General features: G+C 67.6%; 25 protein-coding genes. 6 read left to right on the top strand and 19 right to left on the bottom strand.

What is annotated here, in order from left to right:
• Positions 1–37: 37 nt before the first annotated feature.
• From flaF to AC1RRW_RS20065, 8 genes are all read right to left on the bottom strand, one after another.
• A complete protein-coding gene (flaF, locus tag AC1RRW_RS20100; protein ID WP_492903177.1) occupies positions 38–409 on the bottom strand; it encodes a flagellar biosynthesis regulator FlaF in 372 nt (123 codons plus the stop codon).
• Positions 393–785, bottom strand: coding sequence for a flagellar biosynthesis repressor FlbT (gene flbT / locus AC1RRW_RS20095; protein ID WP_492903175.1), 393 nt, complete (start codon positions 783–785; stop codon positions 393–395). Before flbT ends, flaF begins: the two co-directional genes overlap by 17 nt.
• Before the next feature lie 46 nt (positions 786–831).
• Positions 832–2,166: a flagellin N-terminal helical domain-containing protein gene (locus tag AC1RRW_RS20090; RefSeq protein WP_492903173.1), complete on the bottom strand. Its 1,335-nt coding sequence runs from the start codon at positions 2,164–2,166 to the stop codon at positions 832–834.
• 310 nt (positions 2,167–2,476) lie between these two features.
• Complete coding sequence (locus AC1RRW_RS20085) at positions 2,477–3,796, bottom strand: flagellin N-terminal helical domain-containing protein (RefSeq protein ID WP_492903171.1); 1,320 nt, start codon at positions 3,794–3,796, stop codon at positions 2,477–2,479.
• A gap of 250 nt (positions 3,797–4,046) precedes the next feature.
• Positions 4,047–4,529: a hypothetical protein gene (locus AC1RRW_RS20080; RefSeq protein WP_492903169.1), complete on the bottom strand. Its 483-nt coding sequence runs from the start codon at positions 4,527–4,529 to the stop codon at positions 4,047–4,049.
• Positions 4,530–4,687: 158 nt separating this feature from the next.
• Positions 4,688–5,176, bottom strand: a complete 489-nt coding sequence (locus AC1RRW_RS20075) for a hypothetical protein (protein ID WP_492903167.1) — start codon at positions 5,174–5,176, stop codon at positions 4,688–4,690.
• Positions 5,163–5,540: a rod-binding protein gene (locus AC1RRW_RS20070; protein WP_492903166.1), complete on the bottom strand. Its 378-nt coding sequence runs from the start codon at positions 5,538–5,540 to the stop codon at positions 5,163–5,165. The genes AC1RRW_RS20075 and AC1RRW_RS20070 overlap by 14 nt, the downstream gene beginning before the upstream one ends.
• Positions 5,540–6,685, bottom strand: a complete 1,146-nt coding sequence (locus AC1RRW_RS20065) for a flagellar basal body P-ring protein FlgI (RefSeq protein WP_492903164.1) — start codon at positions 6,683–6,685, stop codon at positions 5,540–5,542. The genes AC1RRW_RS20070 and AC1RRW_RS20065 overlap by 1 nt, the downstream gene beginning before the upstream one ends.
• 239 nt (positions 6,686–6,924) lie before the next feature.
• On the opposite strand from AC1RRW_RS20065, the gene AC1RRW_RS20060 reads away from it, so the two are divergent.
• Complete coding sequence (locus tag AC1RRW_RS20060) at positions 6,925–7,329, top strand: flagellar assembly protein FliX (RefSeq protein ID WP_492903163.1); 405 nt, start codon at positions 6,925–6,927, stop codon at positions 7,327–7,329.
• Here the strand turns inward: AC1RRW_RS20060 and AC1RRW_RS20055 are convergent.
• From AC1RRW_RS20055 to AC1RRW_RS20040, 4 genes are all read right to left on the bottom strand, one after another.
• Positions 7,326–7,457 (bottom strand): hypothetical protein, encoded by a 132-nt coding sequence (locus AC1RRW_RS20055; protein ID WP_492903161.1) that lies wholly within the window; start codon positions 7,455–7,457, stop codon positions 7,326–7,328. The two genes, AC1RRW_RS20060 and AC1RRW_RS20055, sit on opposite strands and share 4 nt — an antisense overlap.
• A 7-nt stretch (positions 7,458–7,464) precedes the next feature.
• Positions 7,465–7,935: a hypothetical protein gene (locus tag AC1RRW_RS20050; RefSeq protein ID WP_492903159.1), complete on the bottom strand. Its 471-nt coding sequence runs from the start codon at positions 7,933–7,935 to the stop codon at positions 7,465–7,467.
• Positions 7,936–7,946: 11 nt separating this feature from the next.
• A complete protein-coding gene (locus tag AC1RRW_RS20045; protein ID WP_492903157.1) occupies positions 7,947–8,492 on the bottom strand; it encodes a 2,4'-dihydroxyacetophenone dioxygenase family protein in 546 nt (181 codons plus the stop codon).
• Positions 8,493–8,591: 99 nt separating this feature from the next.
• On the bottom strand, positions 8,592–9,326 hold the full coding sequence (locus AC1RRW_RS20040; RefSeq protein ID WP_492903155.1) for an SDR family NAD(P)-dependent oxidoreductase: 735 nt from the start codon (positions 9,324–9,326) through the stop codon (positions 8,592–8,594).
• Between the two features lie 202 nt (positions 9,327–9,528).
• On the opposite strand from AC1RRW_RS20040, the gene AC1RRW_RS20035 reads away from it, so the two are divergent.
• From AC1RRW_RS20035 to AC1RRW_RS20015, 5 genes are all read left to right on the top strand, one after another.
• Positions 9,529–10,743 (top strand): NADP-dependent isocitrate dehydrogenase, encoded by a 1,215-nt coding sequence (locus AC1RRW_RS20035; RefSeq protein ID WP_492903153.1) that lies wholly within the window; start codon positions 9,529–9,531, stop codon positions 10,741–10,743.
• A 70-nt stretch (positions 10,744–10,813) separates the two neighbouring features.
• Positions 10,814–11,275, top strand: a complete 462-nt coding sequence (locus tag AC1RRW_RS20030; RefSeq protein ID WP_492903151.1) for a GFA family protein — start codon at positions 10,814–10,816, stop codon at positions 11,273–11,275.
• A 161-nt stretch (positions 11,276–11,436) separates the two neighbouring features.
• Complete coding sequence (gene recA / locus AC1RRW_RS20025) at positions 11,437–12,522, top strand: recombinase RecA (RefSeq protein WP_492903149.1); 1,086 nt, start codon at positions 11,437–11,439, stop codon at positions 12,520–12,522.
• Between the two features lie 187 nt (positions 12,523–12,709).
• Positions 12,710–15,355 carry an alanine--tRNA ligase gene (gene alaS / locus AC1RRW_RS20020; RefSeq protein ID WP_492903147.1) on the top strand — a complete coding sequence of 882 codons (2,646 nt, stop codon included), beginning with the start codon at positions 12,710–12,712 and terminating at the stop codon, positions 15,353–15,355.
• Positions 15,356–15,361: 6 nt separating this feature from the next.
• Positions 15,362–15,991 (top strand): hypothetical protein, encoded by a 630-nt coding sequence (locus tag AC1RRW_RS20015; protein WP_492903145.1) that lies wholly within the window; start codon positions 15,362–15,364, stop codon positions 15,989–15,991.
• 10 nt (positions 15,992–16,001) lie between these two features.
• Here AC1RRW_RS20015 and cckA read toward each other — a convergent pair whose 3' ends face one another.
• From cckA to flgB, 7 genes are all read right to left on the bottom strand, one after another.
• Positions 16,002–18,509, bottom strand: a complete 2,508-nt coding sequence (gene cckA, locus AC1RRW_RS20010; RefSeq protein ID WP_492903143.1) for a cell cycle histidine kinase CckA — start codon at positions 18,507–18,509, stop codon at positions 16,002–16,004.
• A gap of 74 nt (positions 18,510–18,583) precedes the next feature.
• Positions 18,584–19,651 (bottom strand): flagellar biosynthesis protein FlhB, encoded by a 1,068-nt coding sequence (gene flhB / locus AC1RRW_RS20005; RefSeq protein ID WP_492903141.1) that lies wholly within the window; start codon positions 19,649–19,651, stop codon positions 18,584–18,586.
• 7 nt (positions 19,652–19,658) lie between these two features.
• Entirely contained in the window at positions 19,659–20,423 is a 765-nt protein-coding gene (fliR, locus tag AC1RRW_RS20000) for a flagellar biosynthetic protein FliR (RefSeq protein ID WP_492903140.1), read from the bottom strand.
• A gap of 77 nt (positions 20,424–20,500) precedes the next feature.
• The gene (gene fliQ, locus AC1RRW_RS19995) at positions 20,501–20,767 is read right to left on the bottom strand and encodes a flagellar biosynthesis protein FliQ (protein ID WP_492903138.1); all 267 of its coding nucleotides are present in this window, start codon (positions 20,765–20,767) and stop codon (positions 20,501–20,503) included.
• Positions 20,768–20,824: 57 nt separating this feature from the next.
• Positions 20,825–21,148, bottom strand: a complete 324-nt coding sequence (gene fliE, locus AC1RRW_RS19990) for a flagellar hook-basal body complex protein FliE (protein WP_492903136.1) — start codon at positions 21,146–21,148, stop codon at positions 20,825–20,827.
• Positions 21,149–21,172: 24 nt separating this feature from the next.
• Entirely contained in the window at positions 21,173–21,583 is a 411-nt protein-coding gene (gene flgC / locus AC1RRW_RS19985) for a flagellar basal body rod protein FlgC (protein ID WP_492903134.1), read from the bottom strand.
• Between the two features lie 41 nt (positions 21,584–21,624).
• Entirely contained in the window at positions 21,625–22,239 is a 615-nt protein-coding gene (gene flgB / locus AC1RRW_RS19980) for a flagellar basal body rod protein FlgB (protein WP_492903132.1), read from the bottom strand.
• Between the last annotated feature and the right edge of the window lie 14 nt (positions 22,240–22,253).

The following is a 22,253-nucleotide window of genomic DNA, read 5'->3' as shown; positions in this document are numbered from 1 at the left end:
TGGCGACGCCCCTGGTCGTTTGCGTCTCGTGCCGGCCTCAGCGGCCGCGCAGGCCGGCGGCGATGTCGCGGTTGATCTGGATCAGGGAGCCCAGCGCCTCGGGCGCGGGCGCGGCCGCTATCCGGAAGGTCTGGTTGAAGATGAAGTTGGCGAGGCCGAGGATGTTGCGCTTGATGTCGACGGGGAGGGGATTGTCCTCCGCGATCACGGCCGAGACCAGCAGCGTCCAGAGCTTGCGGTTGTAGCCCAGCGCCTCGTCGAGCTCGCGGAGGCGGCCCGTCCAGTCGTCGGCGATGGCCTGGAGCCGCATCGCCGCCTTGATCAGAAGCGAGGCTTCGAGGTCGCGGGGGGAAACGGTCGACTGGGCTGACTTGGCGGCGGCAACGTAAGCGCTAAACCCGTTTTGCATTCTCGATGAGTTCCGCTTCGTAGGCGATGAGCTTCTTGGCTGCCTTCAAAGCCTTGTACAGGTCGTTGCTTAAGATGCGGTTATTGATCTCGTGGATGTGCTCGAGCGCGCTCGGCGCGGCCTGGACGAAGTCGCGGACGAGGTCGAAATAGAGCTGGTGCTCGTAGGTCGGATCCTGGGCGAGATACATCAGCTGGATCGCGAGATAGATCTTCCTGGCCGGGCTGTCGGCGGTCGCCGCGGTGAGGATGTCCTTCTCGCGCAGGATCGGGGCGTCGCCCTCGATGAAGAAGCGCGTGCGCTGCTCGTCGTTGCGGATCACCACCTGGCCGATGATGATGCGTTCGCGCGGCTTGAGCTCGACCTTGAGAGCCATGACGGTCTTAGCCTTCTGGCTGGAGGGAGGGGCCTCGCCGGCGGTATCAGCCGAAGAGACGAAGCACGCCCTGGTCGGCCTGCGAGGCGAGGGAGAGGGCGGTCTGCGAGAGCTGCTGGCGGGTGTTGAGGGCGAGCAGCTTGGCGCCTTCCTCGTTTGAATCCGCCAGCACCAGGTTGTCGGCGCCGTTGGTCAGCGTGTTGACCAGGTTCTTGGTGAAATCCTGGCGGGTCTGCACGACCGAGAGGTTGGAGCCGAGCGTCGAAGCGATCGAGCGCAGCGAGGTCAGCGAGCTCGTCAGAGCATCCGCGACCGAGTTGAGCGAGACGTCGTCCTGGATGTTGAATTCGCCGGTGACGGCACCGGAGCCGGCGGCGGTCAACACGCCGAGATTGGCGGCGGTCAAGGTCTCGCCCTGGATGTCGAGCTTGGACTGGTTGGTGCCGGTCTTCTCGTTGAAGATGATCGAGAGCTTGTCGCCGTTGAGCAGGTTCTTGCCGTTGAAGCCGGCGTCCTTGGCCAGCAGATCGATCTGCGAACGGAGGTCGTTGAACTGCTTGATCAGATTGGAGCGAACGGTCGAATTGCCGCCGGCCGAGACGATGCCTGCGCCGGCGCTGTCGCCGTCGGCGACGGCCAGGCCGAAGGCGACGTTCTGGTTGGTGCCGCTGGAGGCGTTGGCGCGGGCTGCCGTCGCATCCGCGCCGGCGCCGATGCCGACACGAAGCGTCGCCGAGCCATTGCCGGTGACATTGAGGCGGCCCTGATCATCGACGGTCGCGGTTGCGATGCCCGATGCGTTGATCGCGTTGACGACGTCGCGGACCGTCGCCGTCGCGGAGAGATCGACCGTGTAAGTGGTCGCGCCGGCCGACACCGTCAAAGCGGTGGCGGGCGTTGTCGTCGCATTGATCAGATGACCCGATGAGGAGGACGTCGCGTCTGCTGGAGCGCCGGCGTTGCTGACACGCTTGTCGAGCGCAATGTCCTTGCGGCTCTTTCCGCCGGTCGCCGTGACCTCCGCGGCTTTGGCGAGCACGTCGGCCGTGCCGACCTTGTTGGGGCGGTTGGCGGCATTGTCGGCCTGCGCCTGCTTGACGGTCGATTGCAGCGACTGGACCAGCTTGGTGATCGAGTCGATGCCTTGCGATGCCGCCGTGATCGTCTGGATGCCGTTGGAGATGCCGTCGAGCAGCCCCTTCAGCTCGCCGGCGCGGTCGTTCAGGCCAAGCGAGGTGAAGAAGTTGACCGGGTTGTCGATCGCCGAATTGACGCGCTTTCCGGTGGCGAGGCGGTTCTGGATGACGCCCTGCTCGGCCGTCGTCTGCTGCAGCGAGAGCAGGTTCTGCCTGACGCCGGCGGTAAGAATCGTATTGGCCATCTCTCGGTCCCCTGAAAGCGCGATTCGGCGCAAGCCCGGTTTGATCTGGACCGATCATCATTTGTTAAGGCTAAAAATTGGTTAATCGCTTCGGAAGCCGCTCGGAGCATGATGCCGAAAAGTGTGAAGCGGTTTTCGGCATCATGCCCTGACTCTCGAGTGAGAGACGAATCCGGGTATCAGGCGCGATCGCGTAGCGATCTCGCCTGGCGTCATCCGGCTCCGACGAAAAGCGGCGGCGCTTGCGCGCCGCCGCTTTCCTTGTCTTCGGCCCACATCCTGTGGGCAGCCCGCTTCTGCGGACGAAGGATCAGAACAGACGCAGGACAGCCTGATCGGCCTGGCTGGAGAGCGTCAGAGCCGTCTGCGACAGCTGCTGGCGGGTCTGCAGGGCAAGCAGCTTGGCGCCTTCCTCGTTGGTGTCGGCCAGGACCAGGTTGTCCGCGCCCTGGGTCAGGGTGTTCACCAGGTTCTTGGTGAAGTCCTGACGGGCCTGGACGACCGAGAGGCTCGAACCCAGCGAGGACGAGGTCGAACGCAGCGAGGACAGGGCGTTGGTCAGGGCATCCGCGGCGCCGGCAAGCGCCGTGTCGCTCTGGATGTTGAATTCGCCGGTGGTCGCGGTGCCGCTGACGGCCGTGTTGATGCCGAGGTTGGCGGCGTTCAGGACGGAGCCCTGCACGTCGAGCTTGCTCTGCTGCGAGCCGGTCTTCTCGTTGAACGTGATCGAGAGCTTGTCGCCCTTGAGCAGGTTCTTGCCGTTGAAGCCAGCGTCCCCGGCCAGCTGGTCGATCTGAGTGCGCAGGTCGTTGAACTGCTTGATCAGGTTCGAGCGGACGGTCGAGTTGCCGCCGGAGGCCGCGATGCCCGTCGTGGCGTCGGCCGTCGCGAAACCCAGCACCGCGTTGGCGTTGGTGCCGGTGAGGGAGGCGGCGCGGGCGGCTGACGCAGTCGTGTCGGCGGCGAGACCGATCTTGACCGTGTCCGAACCGTTGCCGGTGACGTTCAGGCGGCCCTGATCGTCGACCGAAGCCGTAGCCACGCCCGACGAGTTGATCGTATTGACGAGGTCGCGAACAGTGGCGGTGGAGGCGAGATCGACGGTGTAGCTCGTCGCGCCAGCCGAAACGGTGAGGGCGACCGCGACGTTGGTGGTCGTGTCGATCAGGTTGCCGACGTCGGACGCCGTCGCGCGGGAAGCCGTGCTGGCATCGCCGATGCGCTTGTCGAGCGCGATGTCCTTGCGGCTCTTGCCGGTCGCCGTGACTTCAGAGGCGTCGGCGAGGACGTCAACCGTGCCGACCTTGGCAGGACGGTTGGCGGCGGCGTCGGCCTGGGCCTGCTTGATGGTCGACTGCAGCGATTCGACCAGCTTGACGGTCGAGTCGATGCCCTGCGAGGCGGCCTGGATGGTCTGGATGCCGTTGGAGATGCCGTCGAGCAGGCCGGTGAGCTGGCTGGCGCGATCGTTCAGGCCGGCGGCGGTGAAGAAATTGACGGCGTTGTCGACGGCGGAGTTGACCTTCTTGCCGGTGGCGAGACGGAGCTGGCCCTGCTGGGACGTCGCGGTCGTGGAAGAAAGCGAAGAAAGCGCGGCGCGGACGCCAGCGGAGAGCGAGGTAACGGTCATGTGAGTGAAACCTTCTGGTTTGATGCCTTCTGGCGTCGGGCCCTTCTGGCTCCGACCCACGGACCCTGACCGGCGAGCCCGTAACAAGCGGTAAATTTTTGCCGGCGGATTGTGCGGGCACGTGACCGAGCCGTGACGTGGTTAACGCCGCCTGAACCCGGCGCGGAACGATGCCGACGCCGCAAAACCAAAGCCGCCCGCATTGGCGGACGGCTTTCACATGCGTCGTATAGTGGCGCGGACGCGCTGATCAGGCGGTGCGTTCGATATAGCGCGCGGTGGCGTCCTCCGCGAGCCTGGCGCGCTCCGTCATCTCGCGCGAGTAGAGCCGCAGCTTGAGCGTGACCTCGTCGGGAAGCGTCTCGACCGTTTCGCCGGTCTCGACGTTCTTCTTCTGCAGAACGACGGTGCGGGTCGTCGGCTCGATCACCAGACGGCGTTCGATGATGTCCGAGAGATCGGTGTTCTTGAGATCCTCGGCCCTTGCCGACTGAGCCCGCTGGAGATCGCTCTCGCGCCGCTCGCCGCTGCGTTCGGCGGACGGCTCATCGCGGTCCTGCGAGGATTGCTTGCGGATGTCGAGCTTGACCGCCTCGCCGGCCTGCGCCGACTGGACGGTCTTCTCGGGCGCCAGATCGACCGGGACGCCGCCGGTCGCGGCGACGACGTCGGAGCGGGGGACGAGGCCGGCGGCGCTGGCGGGCGCGAGCCTCGGTGCGTTTCCAAGATCCATGTCTCACTCCTTCTGGAGCGTGGGTCGGCGGCGTCCGGCCGCCTCATCGCGTGTGGTCCGGATGGACACCGCCCATCCGATCAGGCCACGATGACAGGGAATCTTGAATCTTACGTAAGGGAATTAGGTAAACATCGACGGATGCCCGGAAGCACCCCTCACAGGTTGCGCGAGATCACCAGCGGCCCCGCATTGGGACGCGCGAAGGCGCCCGCGCCGACCGTCGCCGTCGGACCATAACCCGGAGCGCACATCGCCTTGTTGGCCTCGGCGGCGAGATCGCGGACGATCGATTCCGAGACGGCGCGCGCGGTCGCCAGCACCATCTGGTTGGTCTCGATCAGCGCCTGGAAGGCGTCATGCTCGGTCTTGAGGCGGCGGACCTGCTCCGGCGCGAAGCGCGCCAGCGCCACCGCGTTGAGCTTCACCTGCTCGACGCCGCGCATGTAGACGCCGGCGAGTTCGGTCTTGCGCGGCTCGCGCTCCATCGCTTCCCTGAGCTTGCCGGCGCGCAGCAGGCCGGTCTCCTCGCCGACGACATGCGACAAGGCGCCGAGCGCCTCGATCACCGCCTCGATCAAGGCCTTGGCGTCGAGCGGCCCGGCGATGCGGGGGCGTTCGTCGAGGACGCGTCTAACCGCGGACATTCTGCGCTCCGGCGATCGCGGCCCGCGGCGTCGACTGCTCCTGGACCTTGATCAGGTCGCGGAAGATCTGGTCCGACAGGCCGATGCCGCCCGCCTTCTGGATCTGCTTGGCGTATTGCTGGGTGAGCTGCGACTTGAAGATGCCGCCGCCGGCGCCGTTCTCGCCGAGCGGGCCTTCCGTGCCTTCGGGCGTCGCGAACAGGCGCTCGGTCACCTGCTCGAGGAAGACCGTCTCGAAATCGTCGGCCTGTTTCTTCGCCTTGGCCTTGGCGGGGTCGAGCAGGGCGTTCTTGACGCCGCCGAGAACGCTTTCGGCCGCGCTGATCGCGAGCTTGGCGGCGGGGAGGGCAAGGGCGGCAGTCATCACATCACCTCGATTTCGGCCTGCAGGGCGCCTGACGCCTTGATGGCCTGGAGAATGGAGATCAGGTCGCGCGGGCCGATGCCGAGCGCGTTCAGCCCGTCGACGAGCTCGGCCAGCGTCACGCTCTCGCGGACGAGGGCGAGCTTGTTGCCGCCCTCGGTGTCGACCTTGACGTTGGAGCGCGGCGTCACGACCGTCTGGCCGCGCGAGAGCGGGGCGGGCTGGCTGACCTGCGGCTGCTCGGTGATCGTCACGGTGAGGTTGCCCTGCGCCACCGCGACGGTGGAGACGCGGACATCCTTGCCCATGACGATGATGCCGGAGCGCTCGTCGATGACGATGCGGGCGAGCTGGTCGGGCTCGATCTTGAGCTGCTCGATGTCGGTGAGCATCCGGATCATGTTGCCCTGGAAGCGGGCCGGGATCTGCAGCACGACGGTCGAGGGGTCGGTCGGCTCGGCCGCGTCGCCGCCGAGGAAGTCGTTGATCGCGGCGGCCATGCGGCGCGCCGTGGTCAGGTCGGGATTGCGCAGCGAGAGGCGGAGCGTCTTCAGCTTGTTCAGGGCGAAATCGATCTCGCGCTCGACCAGGCCGCCATTGGCGATGCGACCGACGGTCGGGACGCCGCGCGTGATCTTGGAGGCCTCGCCCTCGGCCGAGAAGCCGGCGATGGCGACCGGCCCTTGCGAGACGGCGTAGACCTCGCCATCGGCGCCGAGCAGCGGCGTCGCCAGGAGTGTGCCGCCCTGCAGCGACTTGGCGTCGCCCAGCGCGGAGACCGTGACGTCGAGTCGCGTGCCCTGCGTGGCGAAGGGCGGCAGGTTGGCCGTCACCATCACGGCGGCGACGTTGGCGGTGCGCATGTTGGCGCCGCGGGTGTTGACGCCGAGCCGCTCCAGCATCGCCTGCAGCGACTGCTTGGTGAAGGGTGCGTTGTTCAGCGTGTCGCCGGTGCCGTTGAGGCCGACGACGATGCCGTAGCCGAGGATCTGGTTGGCGCGCACGCCCTCGACCGCCGCGAGATCCTTGATCCGCGACAGCGCCTGCGCCGGGCCGGCGGCGAAAGCCAGGCAAAGCGCAAGGCCGAGCGCCAGCAGGCGCGGCAGCCGTGTCGTCAGGAGGGAAAGGGCAGGCGGACGGGGCATGGGCTGAACCGCTGGAGGACAATCGTTCCGCCATCCGCCCTGCGAGCCGCGTGCCAGATCGCTCGCAATTGAAAACCTATATTTTCCAATCGTTTGGGTTTGGCGTGCAGGTTTGCGAAAGCCACGAAAACCCTGCCGAAGCTGCCGGCCCGGCAGTTTCTGCCGGGTGGTTTACCGGCTGTTAACCATGGCGGCCCAAGCGTGGGTCGTCGCATTTCGCAGGATGGAAGGAGCGCGCCATGATCCGTATCGACCCGCGCGCCCCGATCGCCGGCGCGGCGCCGGCCAGTCAGGCGAAGCGCACGGGCGCCGCCTTCGAGCTGCCGAAGAAGGACCAGGCCGCCCCGGCGCGCACGGCATCGCTACAGTCTTCCACCCCGCTCGACACGCTGCTCGCCGTGCAGGCGCAGGAAGACCCGGCCGAGCGCAGGAAGCGGCAGGCCAGACGCGGCCACGACCTGCTCGACGGGCTCGACCGGCTCAAGGCCGCGCTGTTGTCGGGCCGCGTCCAGATCGCCGAACTGGAGCGTCTGAAGGTCATGATGGCGTCAAGGCGCGAGACCACGGACGATCCGCGCCTCGACGAGGTGCTGGCGCATATCGAACTGCGCGCGGCGGTGGAGCTGGCGAAGCTCGGCCGCTAGCGCCGCGCGACGGGCAGGGGCTGCTGCGCCAGCAGGTTGACCGGACCTGGCCGCTCGCTCTTCAACCCTCCGAGACACGTCCTGATCCCGGCGTCGCCATGGGCGCGGCGGCTGATCGCGAACAGCATCACGCCGTCACGCCCGCCCGCTCCCTTGCGCGGGGCATAGCGACAGGCGTTCCATTCGGCGATCGCCGCGCCCTGCGCTCTTGCCGCCGAGGATGAAATCGAGGATGGCCTCGCCGCTCCGCCGGTTGCGGATCGCGCTGAAATTGACCAGAGGGTCGCTGCCCTCGCGCGCGTTCAGCACCCGGATCCGCGCGCCGAGCGCGGCCTCGCGACCGTGGTCCCGCCATCGGCGACCTCGACCAGCGGCATGCTGGTATGGCCGCCGGCCGCCTGCCCGGTGGGGAGGTATTCCTGCTCGATGTAGGTCGGCGAGGGCGTGGCTCGCGCCGTCGAAGTTCAGCGGGCCGGGGATGCCGAGGCGGTCGCGGGAGTCCCGCGCTACGGCCGCCGAAGCAAATCCGACGAGCGCGATCGCGGCCAGAACCGCGCGGCGGCTCGGCAGCGCGCACGGATATCGCGCCGGATGGGCTCCTCGCATCGATGCGCCGGTCAGCGGATGAACTGGTCGGCGAAATCGGCGCCGAGCCCGTTCGCCGCGTAATGCGCGCGGCATTTGTCGAGCCGGGTGAAGACATCGTCGTAGCCGAGGCATTCGCCGTCCGGATCGACATAGATCATCGCGCCGTTGACCTGGAACATGGTGATCATCTCCTCGACGTCCGGGTCGACCACCAGCGTATGGGTCTCGCCCGGCGCCTCGTAGACATAGGAGCCTTCCGTCGCGACCCAGTCGTGCTCGAGGTAGCGCCATGTCCCTTTCAGCACATAGCCATGCACCGGCTGGGGATGGCGGTGGCGCGAGAGCACGCCGGCGCGGCGCACGCGCAGGAGATTCATCCAGTAGCCGCGCGTCACGCTGAGGCAGAGCGGCCGGAACCAGACATTGTCGTCGACCGGCACCCAGACGCGCTCGTCCCGCGGGATCACGTCGTGGACGATCAACTCGGGCGGAGAATCCTTCGGCTGCGGATGGCGATAGGGCGTCCAGCGCTCGGCGTCGCTTGCGGAGACCGGGATGGGACTGACCTTGTTCATGGCGTTCCTCGCGCTCTGATCTTCTGATTCAACGCCTTGCCGAACCGATTCACCATGCTGCGCCAAGGCCCTGTTCCGGAATCGCTTTCTCCGATCGGTTCACACCGCCAGATAGCCGCCGTCGACCGGCAGGATCGCGCCGGTGACGAAGGCGGCCGCGTCCGAGAGCAGGAAGGCGATGGCGCCGCCGACATCGGCCGGCTCGCCCCAGCGGTTCATCGGCGTGCGCGCCAGGATCGGCGCCGCGCGGGCGGCGTCCTCGACCAGCGGCCGCGTCAGTTCGGTCGCGATCCAGCCCGGCGCGACGGCGTTGACGCGGATGCCGTCGCCGGCCCAGGCGGCGGCCAGCGACTTGGTGAGCTGGCCGATCGCGCCTTTCGAGGCGGCGTAGCCGGGCGCGTAGGCCGAGCCGTGGAAGGTCAGCATCGAGGCGATGTTGACGATCCCGCCGCCGGTCTGGCCATCGGCCTTCGCGGCGAGCCTGTCCTTGGCCGCGAGGCACATCCGCATCGTGCCCGACAGGTTGACCTCGATCGTCAGCCGGAAGGAGTCGATCTCGAACTCCCTCCCGTTGCGCTGGATCATGCCGGCGCAGTTGACCAGCGCGTCGATGCGCGGGCAGCCGGCGATCAGGCTCGCGACCTGCGCGTCGCTGGTGACGTCGAGCCGGGCATGACGGATCTCGGCATGGCGCGGGGCGGCCGCGACCTCGTCCGCCGTCAGGCCGGTGGCGAGAACCTGATAGCCGGCCTGCGCGAGCGCGAGCGCGGCTCCCGCGCCGATGCCGCGCGTACCGCCGGTGACGAGTGCGAATCTGGGGGAGGGCTTCGTCATAAGCTGAAGATCAGGCCGGGCCTGCCCACTGTAAAGCGCGACGAAGCCGGCGGCTCCTGCCTCGGGCACAACGCCTCGGCCTTGCCCAAAAGCCGCGCTTCCCCCGGCGCGCCTAACCCGCTAGGAAGCGGCGAACCGCCTGCGACGTGCTTGCCGCAGGTCGAAATCGTTCCAGTCTGGCCAGAAGCAGGGGTCGTTTCACATGAGCAAGATCAAGGTCGCCAATCCGGTCGTCGACATGGACGGCGACGAGATGACCCGCATCATCTGGCAGAAGATCAAGGACACGCTGATCTTCCCCTATCTGGATCTCGAACTCGACTATTTCGATCTCTCCGTCGAGAACCGCGACGCCACCGACGACCAGGTCACGATCGACGCCGCCAACGCCACCAAGAAGCACGGCGTCGCGGTGAAATGCGCCACGATCACGCCCGACGAGGGCCGCGTGAAGGAGTTCAACCTCAAGTCGATGTGGAAGTCGCCGAACGGCACGATCCGCAACATCCTCGGCGGCGTGATCTTCCGCGAGCCGATCATCTGCAGGAACGTCCCGCGCCTCGTTCCCGGCTGGACCCAGCCGATCGTGATCGGCCGCCACGCCTATGGCGACCAGTACCGCGCCACCGACTTCCGCTTCCCCGGCAAGGGCACGCTCTCGATCAAGTTCGTCGGCGAGGACGGCGCGGTCATCGAGAAGGAGGTCTTCAAAGCCCCGGAATCCGGCGTCGCCATGGCGATGTACAATCTCGACGATTCGATCCGGGACTTCGCCCGCGCTTCGCTGAACTACGGCCTGATCCGCAAATATCCGGTTTATCTCTCGACCAAGAACACCATCCTCAAGACCTATGACGGGCGCTTCAAGGACATCTTCGAGGAGATCTACCAGGCCGAGTTCAAGGCCGAGTTCGACAAGCTCGGCATCACCTACGAGCACCGCCTGATCGACGACATGGTCGCCTCGGCGATGAAGTGGTCGGGCGGCTATGTCTGGGCCTGCAAGAACTACGACGGCGACGTTCAGTCCGACACGGTGGCTCAAGGGTTCGGCTCGCTCGGCCTGATGACCTCGGTTCTGATGACGCCCGACGGCAAGACCGTCGAGGCCGAGGCCGCGCACGGGACGGTGACGCGCCACTATCGCGAGCACCAGAAGGGGAAGGAGACCTCGACCAACTCGATCGCCTCGATCTTCGCCTGGACGCGGGGCTTGAGCCATCGCGCCAAGCTCGACGGCAACGACGAACTGGCGAAATTCGCGAGCCTGCTCGAGAAGGTCACCGTCGACACGGTCGAGGCCGGCTCCATGACGAAAGACCTCGCGCTCCTCGTCGGCCCCGACCAGGGCTTCCTCTCGACGACGGGTTTCCTGGAGAAGGTCAGCGAGAACATGCGCAAGGCGATGGCCGCCTGAGACGAGGCATCGGTTGCGGACAACGCCAAGCCCGGCCACTCTGGCCGGGCTTTTTCGCGGGAGCCATGCGATGGCCGAAACAGAACCCGTGACCGGCGGCTGCCAGTGCGGCGCCGTGCGTTACCGGCTCAATCATGCACCCTCGAAGGTGTCGATCTGCTTCTGCCGGATGTGCCAGAAGGCCGTCGGCAACTATTTCGGCGCCTTCGCGAGCGTGGCCCTCGACGACATCGTCTGGACGAAAGGGGAGCCGGGCCGTTTCGCTTCCTCCGAGGCCGCGGAGCGCGGCTTCTGCAGGGCATGCGGCACGCCGCTGACCTTTGGATATCGCGGCTCGGGCCGGATATCGGTGAGCGCCGGAAGCCTCGACGAGCCCGCGGCGATGCCGCCCACGCAGGCCTACGGCACGGAAAGCCGCATGCCCTGGTTCGACGACCTCTGTCGGCTGTCGGGCACCCGCACCGAGGATGACGTGCCAGCCGAGGATCTCGTCCGCTACCGGTCGCGTCAGCACCCCGACCACGAAACCTGAAGCGATCCGGCTATCGGCCGCCGGCGCTGGAAGGCTTCCTGACAAATCCTGACATTGAGAACGGAAAAAGAACTTGCCGACAGGAACAAACCGTGTCCATATTCCTGACGTCGGCGCGGATTTGAGATGTCACCGCGCCCCTGCCATAAGGAGCGCGACCCGTGAATCAGCCGAATCTCAAGCTCGTGGAAGGCTCCTCGATGGACAAGGCCAAGGCGCTCGACGCGGCGCTCTCGCAGATCGAACGCGCCTTCGGCAAGGGCTCGATCATGCGGCTCGGCAAGAACCAGCAGGCGATCGAGATCGAGACGATTTCGACCGGCTCGCTCGGGCTCGACATCGCGCTCGGCGTCGGCGGCCTGCCCAAGGGTCGCGTCGTCGAGATCTACGGTCCCGAATCCTCGGGCAAGACGACTTTGGCGCTGCATACCATCGCCGAGGCCCAGAAGAAGGGCGGCGTCTGCGCCTTCGTCGATGCCGAGCACGCGCTCGATCCGGTCTATGCCCGCAAGCTCGGCGTCAACCTCGACGATCTCCTGATCTCGCAGCCCGATACCGGCGAGCAGGCGCTGGAGATCACGGACACGCTGGTGCGTTCCGGCGCGATCGACGTGCTGGTGGTCGATTCGGTCGCGGCGCTGACGCCGCGCGCCGAGATCGAGGGCGAGATGGGCGATGTCCAGCCCGGCCTGCAGGCGCGCCTGATGAGCCAGGCGCTGCGCAAGCTGACGGCCTCGATCTCGCGCTCGAACTGCATGGTCATCTTCATCAACCAGATCCGGATGAAGATCGGCGTGATGTACGGCTCGCCGGAGACCACGACCGGCGGCAACGCCCTGAAGTTCTACGCCTCGGTCCGGCTCGACATCCGCCGCATCTCGACGCTGAAGGACCGCGAGGAGGCGACCGGCAACCAGGTCCGCGTCAAGGTCGTCAAGAACAAGGTCGCGCCGCCCTTCAAGCAGGTCGAGTTCGACATCATGTTCGGCGAGGGCATCTCGAAGGTCGGCGAACTGGTCGATCTCGGCGTCAAGGCCGGCATGGTCGAGAAGTCGGGCGCCTGGTTCTCCTTCGACAGCCAGCGTCTCGGCCAGGGCCGCGAGAACGCAAAAGCCTTCCTCAAGGCCAATCCGGAGATAGCGGCGCGCATCGAGGCGACGATCCGGCAGAATTCCGGCCTCGTCGCCGAGCGCATCCTCGACGAGGCGACGCCGACCGAGGACGACATGGACGAGGGCGAGGCCTGAGCGGCCTCTCTTGCGGGGAGGTGTCCGGCGGGCGGCTCATCGAGCCGCCCGTTGTCGTTTGGGGTCAAGGCTTTGGCGACGGCGCGTCTGCAAGGGCTCTCTCGACAGGACCATGCCGCCTGACTAGAAACCCTGATGTCGCCGGGCTTCCCGGCCCCCCATCCGAGAAGCAGAGTTCGACATCACGATGAGCGGCGTCAACCAGATCAGGTCCACCTTCCTCGACTATTTCAAGGGCGCCGGCCACGAGGTCGTGCCGTCGAGCCCGCTCGTGCCGCGCAACGATCCGACGCTGATGTTCGCCAATTCGGGCATGGTCCAGTTCAAGAACGTCTTCACCGGCCAGGAGAAGCGCCCTTACGTCCGCGCGACGACGGCGCAGAAATGCGTGCGCGCCGGCGGCAAGCACAACGACCTCGACAATGTCGGCTACACCGCGCGCCACCACACCTTCTTCGAGATGCTGGGGAATTTCTCCTTCGGCGACTATTTCAAGGAGCGGGCGATCGAGCATGCCTGGACGCTGGTCACGCGCGAATTCGGCCTGCCCAAGGAGAAGCTGACGGTCACGGTCTATTCCGAGGACGACGAGGCGCACGGCCTCTGGAAGAAGATCGCGGGCCTGTCCGACAGCAAGATCATCCGCATCGCGACCTCCGACAATTTCTGGCGGATGGGCGAAACCGGCCCCTGCGGCCCCTGCTCGGAGATCTTCTACGATCATGGCGATCACATCCCCGGCGGCCCTCCGGGTTCGCCCGACGAGGACGGCGACCGCTTCATCGAGATCTGGAACCTCGTCTTCATGCAGTATGAAGAGGCTGCGGGCGGCGTGCGCACCGATCTGCCGCGCCCCTCGATCGACACCGGCATGGGCCTGGAGCGGATCGCGGCCGTGCTGCAGGGCACGCATGACAATTACCAGATCGACCTCTTCGCCGCGCTGATCCGCGCCATCGCCGAGCTGACCTCGGTCGCGTCGGACGGGCCGATGAAGGCGAGCCACCGGGTCATCGCCGACCATCTGCGCTGTTCCGCCTTCCTGATCGCCGACGGCGTGCTGCCCTCGAACGAAGGCCGCGGCTATGTGCTGCGCCGGATCATGCGGCGCGGCATGCGCCATGCGCAGTTGCTCGGCGCCAAGGACCCGCTGCTGCACCGGCTCGTGCCGGTGCTGACGCGCGAGATGGGCCAGGCCTATCCGGAGTTGCCGCGGGCCGAGGCGCTGATCTCCGAGACGCTGAGGCTGGAGGAGACGCGCTTCCGCACCACGCTGGCGCGCGGGCTCTCGCTGCTCGACGATGCCTCGCGCGATCTGACCTCGGGCCAAAGTCTCGGGGGCGACGTCGCCTTCACGCTCTACGACACCTATGGCTTTCCGCTCGACCTGACGCAGGATGCGCTGCGGGCGCGCGGCGTCGCGGTCGACGTCGCCGGCTTCGACGCGGCGATGCAGCAGCAGAAGGCCAAGGCGCGCGCGGCCTGGTCCGGAATCGGCGAGGCGGCGACCGAAAAGCTCTGGTTCCCGCTGCGCGACAAGGTCGGTGCGAGCGAGTTTCTCGGCTACGACGCCGAGACCGCCGAGGGCGTGATCACGGCGCTGATCCGCGACAATGCCGAGGTCGAAACCCTGAACGCGGGCGAGCGCGGGCTCATTGTCGTCAACCAGACGCCGTTCTACGGCGAGTCCGGCGGCCAGATCGGCGATACCGGCGTGATCAAGGCCGCGGGCGCGCTGGCCGAGGTCGGCGACGCGCAGAAAAAGCTCGGCGACGTCTTCGCCCATGCGGTCACGGTCAAGGAAGGCGCGCTCAAATGCGGCCAGCCGGTCGAGCTCATGGTCGACCATGCCCGCCGGTCGGCGATCCGCGCCAATCATTCCGCGACGCATCTGCTGCACGAGGCGCTGCGCCTCGTGCTCGGCGACCATGTCGCGCAGAAGGGCTCGCTGGTCTCGCCCGAGCGTCTGCGCTTCGATTTCTCGCATCCCAAGCCGATCTCGGACGAGGAGCTGGCCCGCGTCGAGGACATCGCGAATGCGATCGTGCTGCGCAACGAGCCGGTGACGACGCGGCTGATGAGCGTCGACGACGCGATCGCGTCCGGCGCGCGCGCGCTCTTCGGCGAGAAATACGGCGACGAGGTCCGCGTCGTGGCGATGGGCACGCGCGACGAGGACGGCAAGGCCTTCTCGATCGAGCTCTGCGGCGGCACGCATGCGAGCCGCACCGGCGATATCGGCCTCATCAGCGTGGTCGGCGAGAGCGCGGTCGCGGCCGGCGTGCGCCGGCTCGAGGCGATGACCGGGGCGGTCGCGCGGCGGCAGTTGAACGAGGATGCGCGCCGGCTGAGCGGACTCGCCGGTCTGCTGAAGGTGTCGGCGGGCGAGGCCGAAGCGCGGCTCGCGGCCCTGATCGAGGAGCGCCGCAAGCTCGACCGCGAATTGACCGAGGCCCGCAAGAAGCTCGCCATGGGCGGCGGCGGGGCGGCGCAGGATCCGATCCGCGAGATCGCCGGCGTGAAGCTCCTGGCGCGCGCGGTCACCGGCGTCGGGGTGAAGGACCTGAAGAGCCTCGTCGACGAGGCCAAGTCGCGCATCGGCTCCGGCGTGGCCGCCATCGTCGGCGTCACCGAGGACGGCAAGGCCGGCGTCGTCGTCGGCGTCACGCAGGACATGACCGAGCGTTTCGACGCGGTGGCGCTGGTCCGCGCTGCCTCCGAGCAACTCGGCGGCAAGGGCGGCGGCGGCCGGCGCGACATGGCGCAGGCCGGCGGACCGGACGGGGCGAAGGCCGAGGCGGCCCTGGAAGCCGTCGCCGCGGCGATGGGCTGAGCCGTCATGGCCAGACCGGCGCGGCCGGTCCAGGCCGCTCTCGCCTGCGCGCTGCTGATCGCGACGGGAGCCTTGGCCCAGCCGCGTCCGGCGCCGCGGGCGGGTCCGTCGCTCTCGGCTTCGCGCAGCGTGATGGCGGGTTCCGTGCTGAGCGTGTCCGTGTTGCGCGTGCCGGCGGGCGCGCGCATCGCCATCGCCAGGCCGGACGATCCCGCCACATCGGCGATCGTCGTGGTCGAACCCGGGGTGGGGCAGGCGCTGCTCTCCGTTCCGGGCGCCGCCGGCAGCTACGAGTTGCGGCTCGCCGCGGGACCCAGCGACGCGCCGGGGATTCTGTTCCGCCAACCGCTGACGGCGACCGAACCGAGCGCGACGGTTTCGGCGCCCGACCGTGTCAGGCGCGGCGCCAGCTTCCCGGCGCGCGGCATCGGCCCCAACGGCGCGCAGGACCGCGTCGTGCTGGCGCCGGCGGATGCGCCGCCGGAGGCGGCCGGGCCGGCCTTCTTCCCGGCCGAGAATGTCGAGGCGGTGCTGGAGGCGCCGGAGCGGGCAGGAGCCTACGAGCTGCGCTATGTGATGGATGCACCCGTCAGCGGTCTGCGCGTGCTGGCGCGCAGGCCCGTCGCCGTCGAATAGACCAAAGCGCTCACCCCATCGCCGCCTTCACCGTCTCCATAAGCTGCTTCATCGTGAAAGGCTTGGGCAGGAAGTGGAATTCCTCGCCTTCGGGCAGGTTCTTGCGGAAGGCTTCTTCCGCATAGCCGGAGACGAAGACGACCTTGGTCGCGGGGTTGCGCTGGCGCAACTCGCCGAGCAGCGTCGGGCCGTCCATCTCGGGCATCACGACGTCGGAGACGACGAGGTCGATCCGGCCGTCATGCCGCAGGAAGATGTCGAGAGCCTCGACGCCCGACGCCGCCTCGTGGACCGTATAGCCGCGCGAGACAAGCATGCGGGCGTTGAGCGCGCGCACCGCGTCCTCGTCCTCGACCAGCAGGATGACGCCCGCGCCGGTATGATCCGCCGCGAGCTTCCTCGGCGCTTCCTTCGCGGCGCGCTCGGCGGCGACATCCTCCTCGGTCGGCACGTAACGCGGCAGGAAGATCAGGAACTTCGTGCCTTGGCCGACGACGGATTCGCAGAAGACGAAGCCGCCGGTCTGCTTGACGATGCCGTAGACCATAGAGAGGCCGAGGCCCGTGCCCTTGCCGACCTCCTTGGTGGTGAAGAAGGGCTCGAAGATCTTGTGCAGATGCTCGGGCGCGATGCCGGTGCCGCTGTCGGCGATCTCCAGCAGCACGTAGTCGTCAGGCGGCAGGGCCTGCTGGCCGAAGCTCCCGCTGTCCGCCGCCTCGACGTTCTGCGTGCGGACCGAGAGCTTGCCGCCGTTCGGCATGGCGTCGCGGGCGTTGACGGCGAGGTTGACGACGACCTGTTCGAGCTGGCCGAGATCGGCCTTGACCGGCCAGAGGTCGCGGCCCTGCCGGACATCGAGCGTCACCTTGTCGGCGACGACGCGCTTCAGCATCAGCGAGAGATCGGAGAGAACGTCGCCGAGTTCCAGCACCTGCGGGCGCAGCGTCTGCCGGCGCGAGAAGGCCAGCAGTTGCCTGACCAGCGCGGCGGCGCGGTAGGCGTTCTGCTTGATCTGCATGATGTCGGGGAAGGACGGGTCGGTCGGCCGGTGGCTGGCGAGCAGGAATTCCGAGGCGTTGATGATGACCTGCAGCACGTTGTTGAAGTCGTGCGCGATGCCGCCGGCGAGCTGGCCGACGGCCTGCATCTTTCCGGCCTGGTCCATATTGTCCTTGAGCTTGCGCTCGTCGGTCGTCTCCAGCGCGTAGATGATGGCGCGTTCGCCGTCGCCGTCCTCGCCGGCCGCGACGGGCGCGATGTAGAGCCTGGCCGAGCGGCCGTCCTCTCCGGCGAGCGTGAGGTCGAGCGGGGCGGTGTCCGCACCGCTTTCCATCGCGGTCGCAAGCGCACGCTCGAGCGTGCCCCCGCCGGGCAGGACCAGCTCCTGGATCGTGGCGGGCTGCGCCGCGTCCTGGGTGAGGCGCGTGAAGGCGGCGTTGGAGCGCAGGATCGCGCCGGCCTTGTCGACTGTCGCGATCGCCATCGGCGTCGAATGGAAGAAGCGCGCGAAGCGGACCTCGGCGTCGCTGCGGCTGTCGGAACCGGCCTCGCCGGTCGTGCGGTTCAGCACGAGCGTGCGCGACGGGCCGGCGCGGCCATCGCTGCCGAAGGCGACCTGATGGTGCAGGCGCACGGGGAAGGACTGGCCGTTGCGGCGCTTCAGATCGACGTCGAGCACCTCGATGCGGACATCGCCGGGCTGGCCGCGAATGGCCTGGACGAGAGCGGCCGCGTTGGGCGTGGCGATGTCGTCGAGGTTGAGGCCGCCCGAGCCGAAGCGGGCGAGGTCGAAATCGAGCCAGCCCGACAGCGTCGCGTTGAGATAGGAGACCTCGCCGTCGGCGTCGATCGAGAGAAACCCGGCCGGGGCGTGGTCGAGATAGTCGATCGCGTGCTGGAGTTCCTGGAAGGCGTTCTCCTGGCGCTCGCGCTCGGGCGTCACGTCGGCGACGCTCCAGAGCAGCGCCGGCCGTCCGTCGCGGCGAAGCCCGGACACCCGGACCCGGTACCAGCCGACGCCGCCGCGACCGCCGAGCGCCGGCTCGAGCCGGATTTCCTCGACCAGGCGGCGCTGCTCGCGCGAGGCCGTGGCGAGCCGGTAGATCGCTTCCGACACCTCGGCGCGCCCGGTGAAGAGACGCTCGACCGGGCGGACATCGCTCGCGCCGCGCGCTCCCGACAGCGTCAGATAAGCCTCGTTGGCGTAGACGATGCGGTTCTCGCCCTCGGTGACGACGATGCCGTCCTCGGCGGTATCGACGATCGCCTTGGTCAGATCGTTGCGGGCGGCGCGGCCGGAGAACCGGATCAGCCCGATCGCGAAGGCGAAGAGCCCGAAGACGCCGATCACCGAGAGCAGCGCGAGCAGGCCGAGGATCAGCGGCTGCGCCCATTCATTGGCGATGAAGCCGAGCGCGATCGCGGCGCCGACGAGAACTGCCGACACCCCCACGATGATCCCGACATGGCCGGGCTTCTCGGAGCGATCGATCGCGGTGGTCGTCGTGGCTCCGCTCATTGCGGTCTGGTCCGTTCCCATGCCGTCTAGCGGCGGCCCTGGGCCGCCAGCCGACGCGATATCCAACATGCGAGTTAGGCGCGGCGGCCCTTCAGGCGCAAGACGTATCCGATCACTTCGGCCACGGCCTTGTAGTGTTCGACAGGAATCTCGTCGTCGATCTCGACGCTGGCATAGAGCGCGCGGGCCAGCGGCACGTTCTCGACGATCGGGACGCGGTGCTCGCCGGCGACTTCCCGGATCTTCAGCGCCATGGCGTCGACGCCCTTGGCGAGGCAGAGCGGCGCGGCCATGCCGGGCTCGTATTGCAGCGCGACCGCGAAGTGGGTCGGGTTGGTGACGATCACCGTCGCCTTGGGCACCTGCGCCATCATGCGCTTCCGCACGCGCTGCGCGCGGAGCTGGCGCAGCTTGGCCTTGATCTCGGGATTGCCTTCCGAGTTCTTGTACTCGTCCTTCAGCTCCTGCTTGGTCATCTTCTGGCGCTGGTACCAGGAGTAGCGCTGCCAGCCGAAATCGCCGATCGCGACGATGGCGAAGAGCGCGAGCGCGCTCGCCATCAGCTTGATCGTCAGCGCCAGCGTCGCCGGCAACAGCGCCTGGACGCTCATCTGGGCGAAGCTCTCGAGCCGGGCCTGCTCGTTCCACAGCGTGATCCAGAGCACGATGCCGACGAGCGCGGTCTTGGCCAGGCCTTTCGCGAAGTTGACCCAGGCCTCCTTGCCGAAGAGCCGCTTGGCGCCGGCCATCGGCGAGATGCGATCGAACTTCGGCATCATCGGCTCGAAGGTCCAGAGCGGCTTGTGCTGGATCAGCGCTCCGGCGAGCCCGGCGAGAATGATGAAGGCGAAGGGCAGGCCGAGCGTCATGAAGCCGGTCATGACCCCTTTCTGCGTCACCACCGCGAAGCCGGCGGCGTCGGCGGGGACCTGATGGGCGTTCATCAGGAAGGAGCGCAGCGAAAGCGCCGCCTCGCGGGTCGACCATCCGGCCGCGACCAGCAGCGCCAGCGCGAAGCCGCAGAGCACGAAGAAGGTGCCGATCTCCTGCGACCTGGCGACGTCGCCCTTCTCGATCGCCTGCTCCAGCTTTCGCGGCGTCGGCTCCTCTGTCCTGTCCTCGTTGTCGGCCTCCTCGGACATCGCCGCCTCAGTTTCCCGTCAGCTGGCGCAGGAAGCCGCCGAGATCGTCGATGAAGACGCTCATCATCACGCCGATGACGGCGAGCAGCACCAGCATGCCGCCGAGGATCGAGGCCGGTATGGCGAGGAAGAAGACCTGCAGCTGCGGCATCATCCGCGCCAGCAAGCCGACACCGACATTGAAAAGCAGGCCGAAGACGATGAAGGGCGCGGAGATCTGCACCGAAAGCGAGAACCCTTGCGTCACGGCCCGGATCGCGAGCTGGACGACATCGCCCAAGGCCGGCAGACCGCCCGGCGGCAGCACCCGGTAGCTCTCATGCATCGCCGCGATCGCGATGTGGTGCAGATCGGAGGTCAGGACCAGCGTGATGCCGAGCATGGTCAGGAGGTTGCCGATCGAGGGGTTCTGCAGGCTGCCGGTCGGGTCGACGGTCATGGCGAATCCGAGCCCCAGGGTCTGGGCGACGATAACGCCGGCCGTCTGCAAGGCCGCCATCAGCATGCGCACGCTGATGCCGATCGTGAGCCCGATCAGGATCTCGCTGATCAGCAGCGTGACGAGGCCGGCGGTTTCGGTCGGTATCGTGATCAGCGGGCGGGCCATCGGCGCGATCATCAGCGCGATGAAGAACGCCAGCGCGAGCCGGGCGCGCGACATGATGAAGCGCTCGCCGATGCCCGGCATCAGCATCACCAGAGTCCCGATGCGCGCGAAGACGAGCACGAAGACGGTGCTGATCTCCGGCAGCAACGGGATCTGCATCTGCATCGGACCGCGCGGGCCTTCTCGCCATTCGTGGCTCGGGCGCGCGCGGCCCATACAGAGGGCGGGCCGCTGCGCGGGGATCATTCGCCCGTGGCGATTCGGACGGCGATCCGTCCCATATAACCCGCAAGCGCGTCGCCCATGAACGGCAGAAACAGCATCATGGCCGCGAAGGTGGCGAGGATCTTGGGGACATAGACCAGCGTCTGCTCCTGGATCTGCGTCAGGGCCTGGATCAGCGAGACGACGAGGCCGACGAGCAGCGCCACGACCATCAACGGCCCGCCCGCCTTTAGGAAGACGACAATGCCGTCGCGGGCGACGTCGAGGATGGCTCCGGAGGTCATGATGGCGTGTCCGACAGGATGATGAAGGCTGGGCAGGCGAGGTCGAGACGTTCAGGCTCAGATCTGCATCCGCATGATTTCCTCATAGGCCGCGATGACACGGTCGCGCACGGCGACCAGCGTCTCGATCGCAGCCTCGCTCTCGGCGACGGCGGTGACCACGTCGACGACATCGGCCCGGCCGGCGGCGACATTGGCGGTCTGCGCGTCGGCCTTCTTGCCGGCGTCGGCGGTCGCTTCCAGCGCCTTGCCGATCAGCGCCGAGAAGTCGGCCCCGCCCGCGCCCATGCCGGCCGAGAGCGGCTTTTTCATCAGGTTGCCCGCGCCCATGCCCTGGATCGAGGCATAGGCGCCGGCGGCGGCGAAGCTGGGCATGGCCATGGCGTTCTTGTCCCTCCGGGAGCGTCAGGCGCGCAGGATGTCGATGGTGCGCTGGACCATGCGGCGCGTGGACGAGATGACGTTGAGATTGGCCTCGTAGCTGCGCTGGGCCTCGCGCATGTCGGTCGCCTCGATCAGCGAATTGACGTTCGGCATCTGCACATTGCCGGCCGCGTCCGCGGCCGGATTGCCGGGGTCGTATTTGCTGCGGAAGGCGCTCTGGTCGCGCTGGACGCGACCGAGGCTGACCACCTGCGCCTCCAGCTCACGGTCGACATGACGCTGGAAGGTCGGGATCTTGCGGCGATAGGGGTCGCCGCCGGCCCGCTCCGGCCCGGAATCGGCGTTGGCGAGGTTCTCGGCGATGATGCGCATGCGGCCGGACTGGCTGCGCAGGCCCGATGCCGCCACCGCGATGCTCTTGAGCAGATCCATGACGCGCTTTCCTTTCCAGGCCAGTGCTCAGCGGCCCGATTCTAGCGGCCCTTGCCGATGGCGATCCGCATCAGGCCGAGGCCCTTGCTGTAAAGCGAGGCGGCGAGCTGGAAGTCGCCCTGGTTCTGGGAGACTTTCATCATCTCGTCCTCGAGATTGACCGCATTTCCGCTCGGTGTGACCTCGAAGCGGCGCGCGCCCGTCGGGTCGAAGCCGGCGCGCTGGCCGCTCGAGCCCATGTGCGAGGGGCTGGTCCGCGCCATCGCGACGGTGGCGCCCGCGCCGCCGCGGCGGATATCTGGCGCCTTCAGGTCGGAGGGCCGGAATTTCGGGCTGTCGGCATTGGCGACGTTCTCGGCCAGCACCTTCTGGCGCGCCTGATTCCAGCGCATGCGCGTCTTCAGCGCCTGCATCAGGTTGCCTTCCGTGCCCAAAGCGTTGTCGGCCATGGCCCCTTGCCCCATTTGCGCGCGGCCATTGTCCGGTCGAAATCCGGACCGCGACGCGCTCGACTGGGCAAATATTGCCGGGAGCAGGGTTAACGGACGGTTAAGAAGCCGGCGTTTCGAGGCTGTGGTTAACCACGCATTCACCATGTTTCCCGAAAACAGGGGCGCTATGCTATAGCCAAGGCGTTGATCCACGGGCGGAAACATCGGCCGCCCCGGGT

This window comes from Allobosea sp. GW821-FHT12C12 (genome assembly GCF_058807355.1).
Note: the sequence above shows the minus strand (reverse complement) of the source record. Positions and strands in the feature narration are given on the sequence as shown.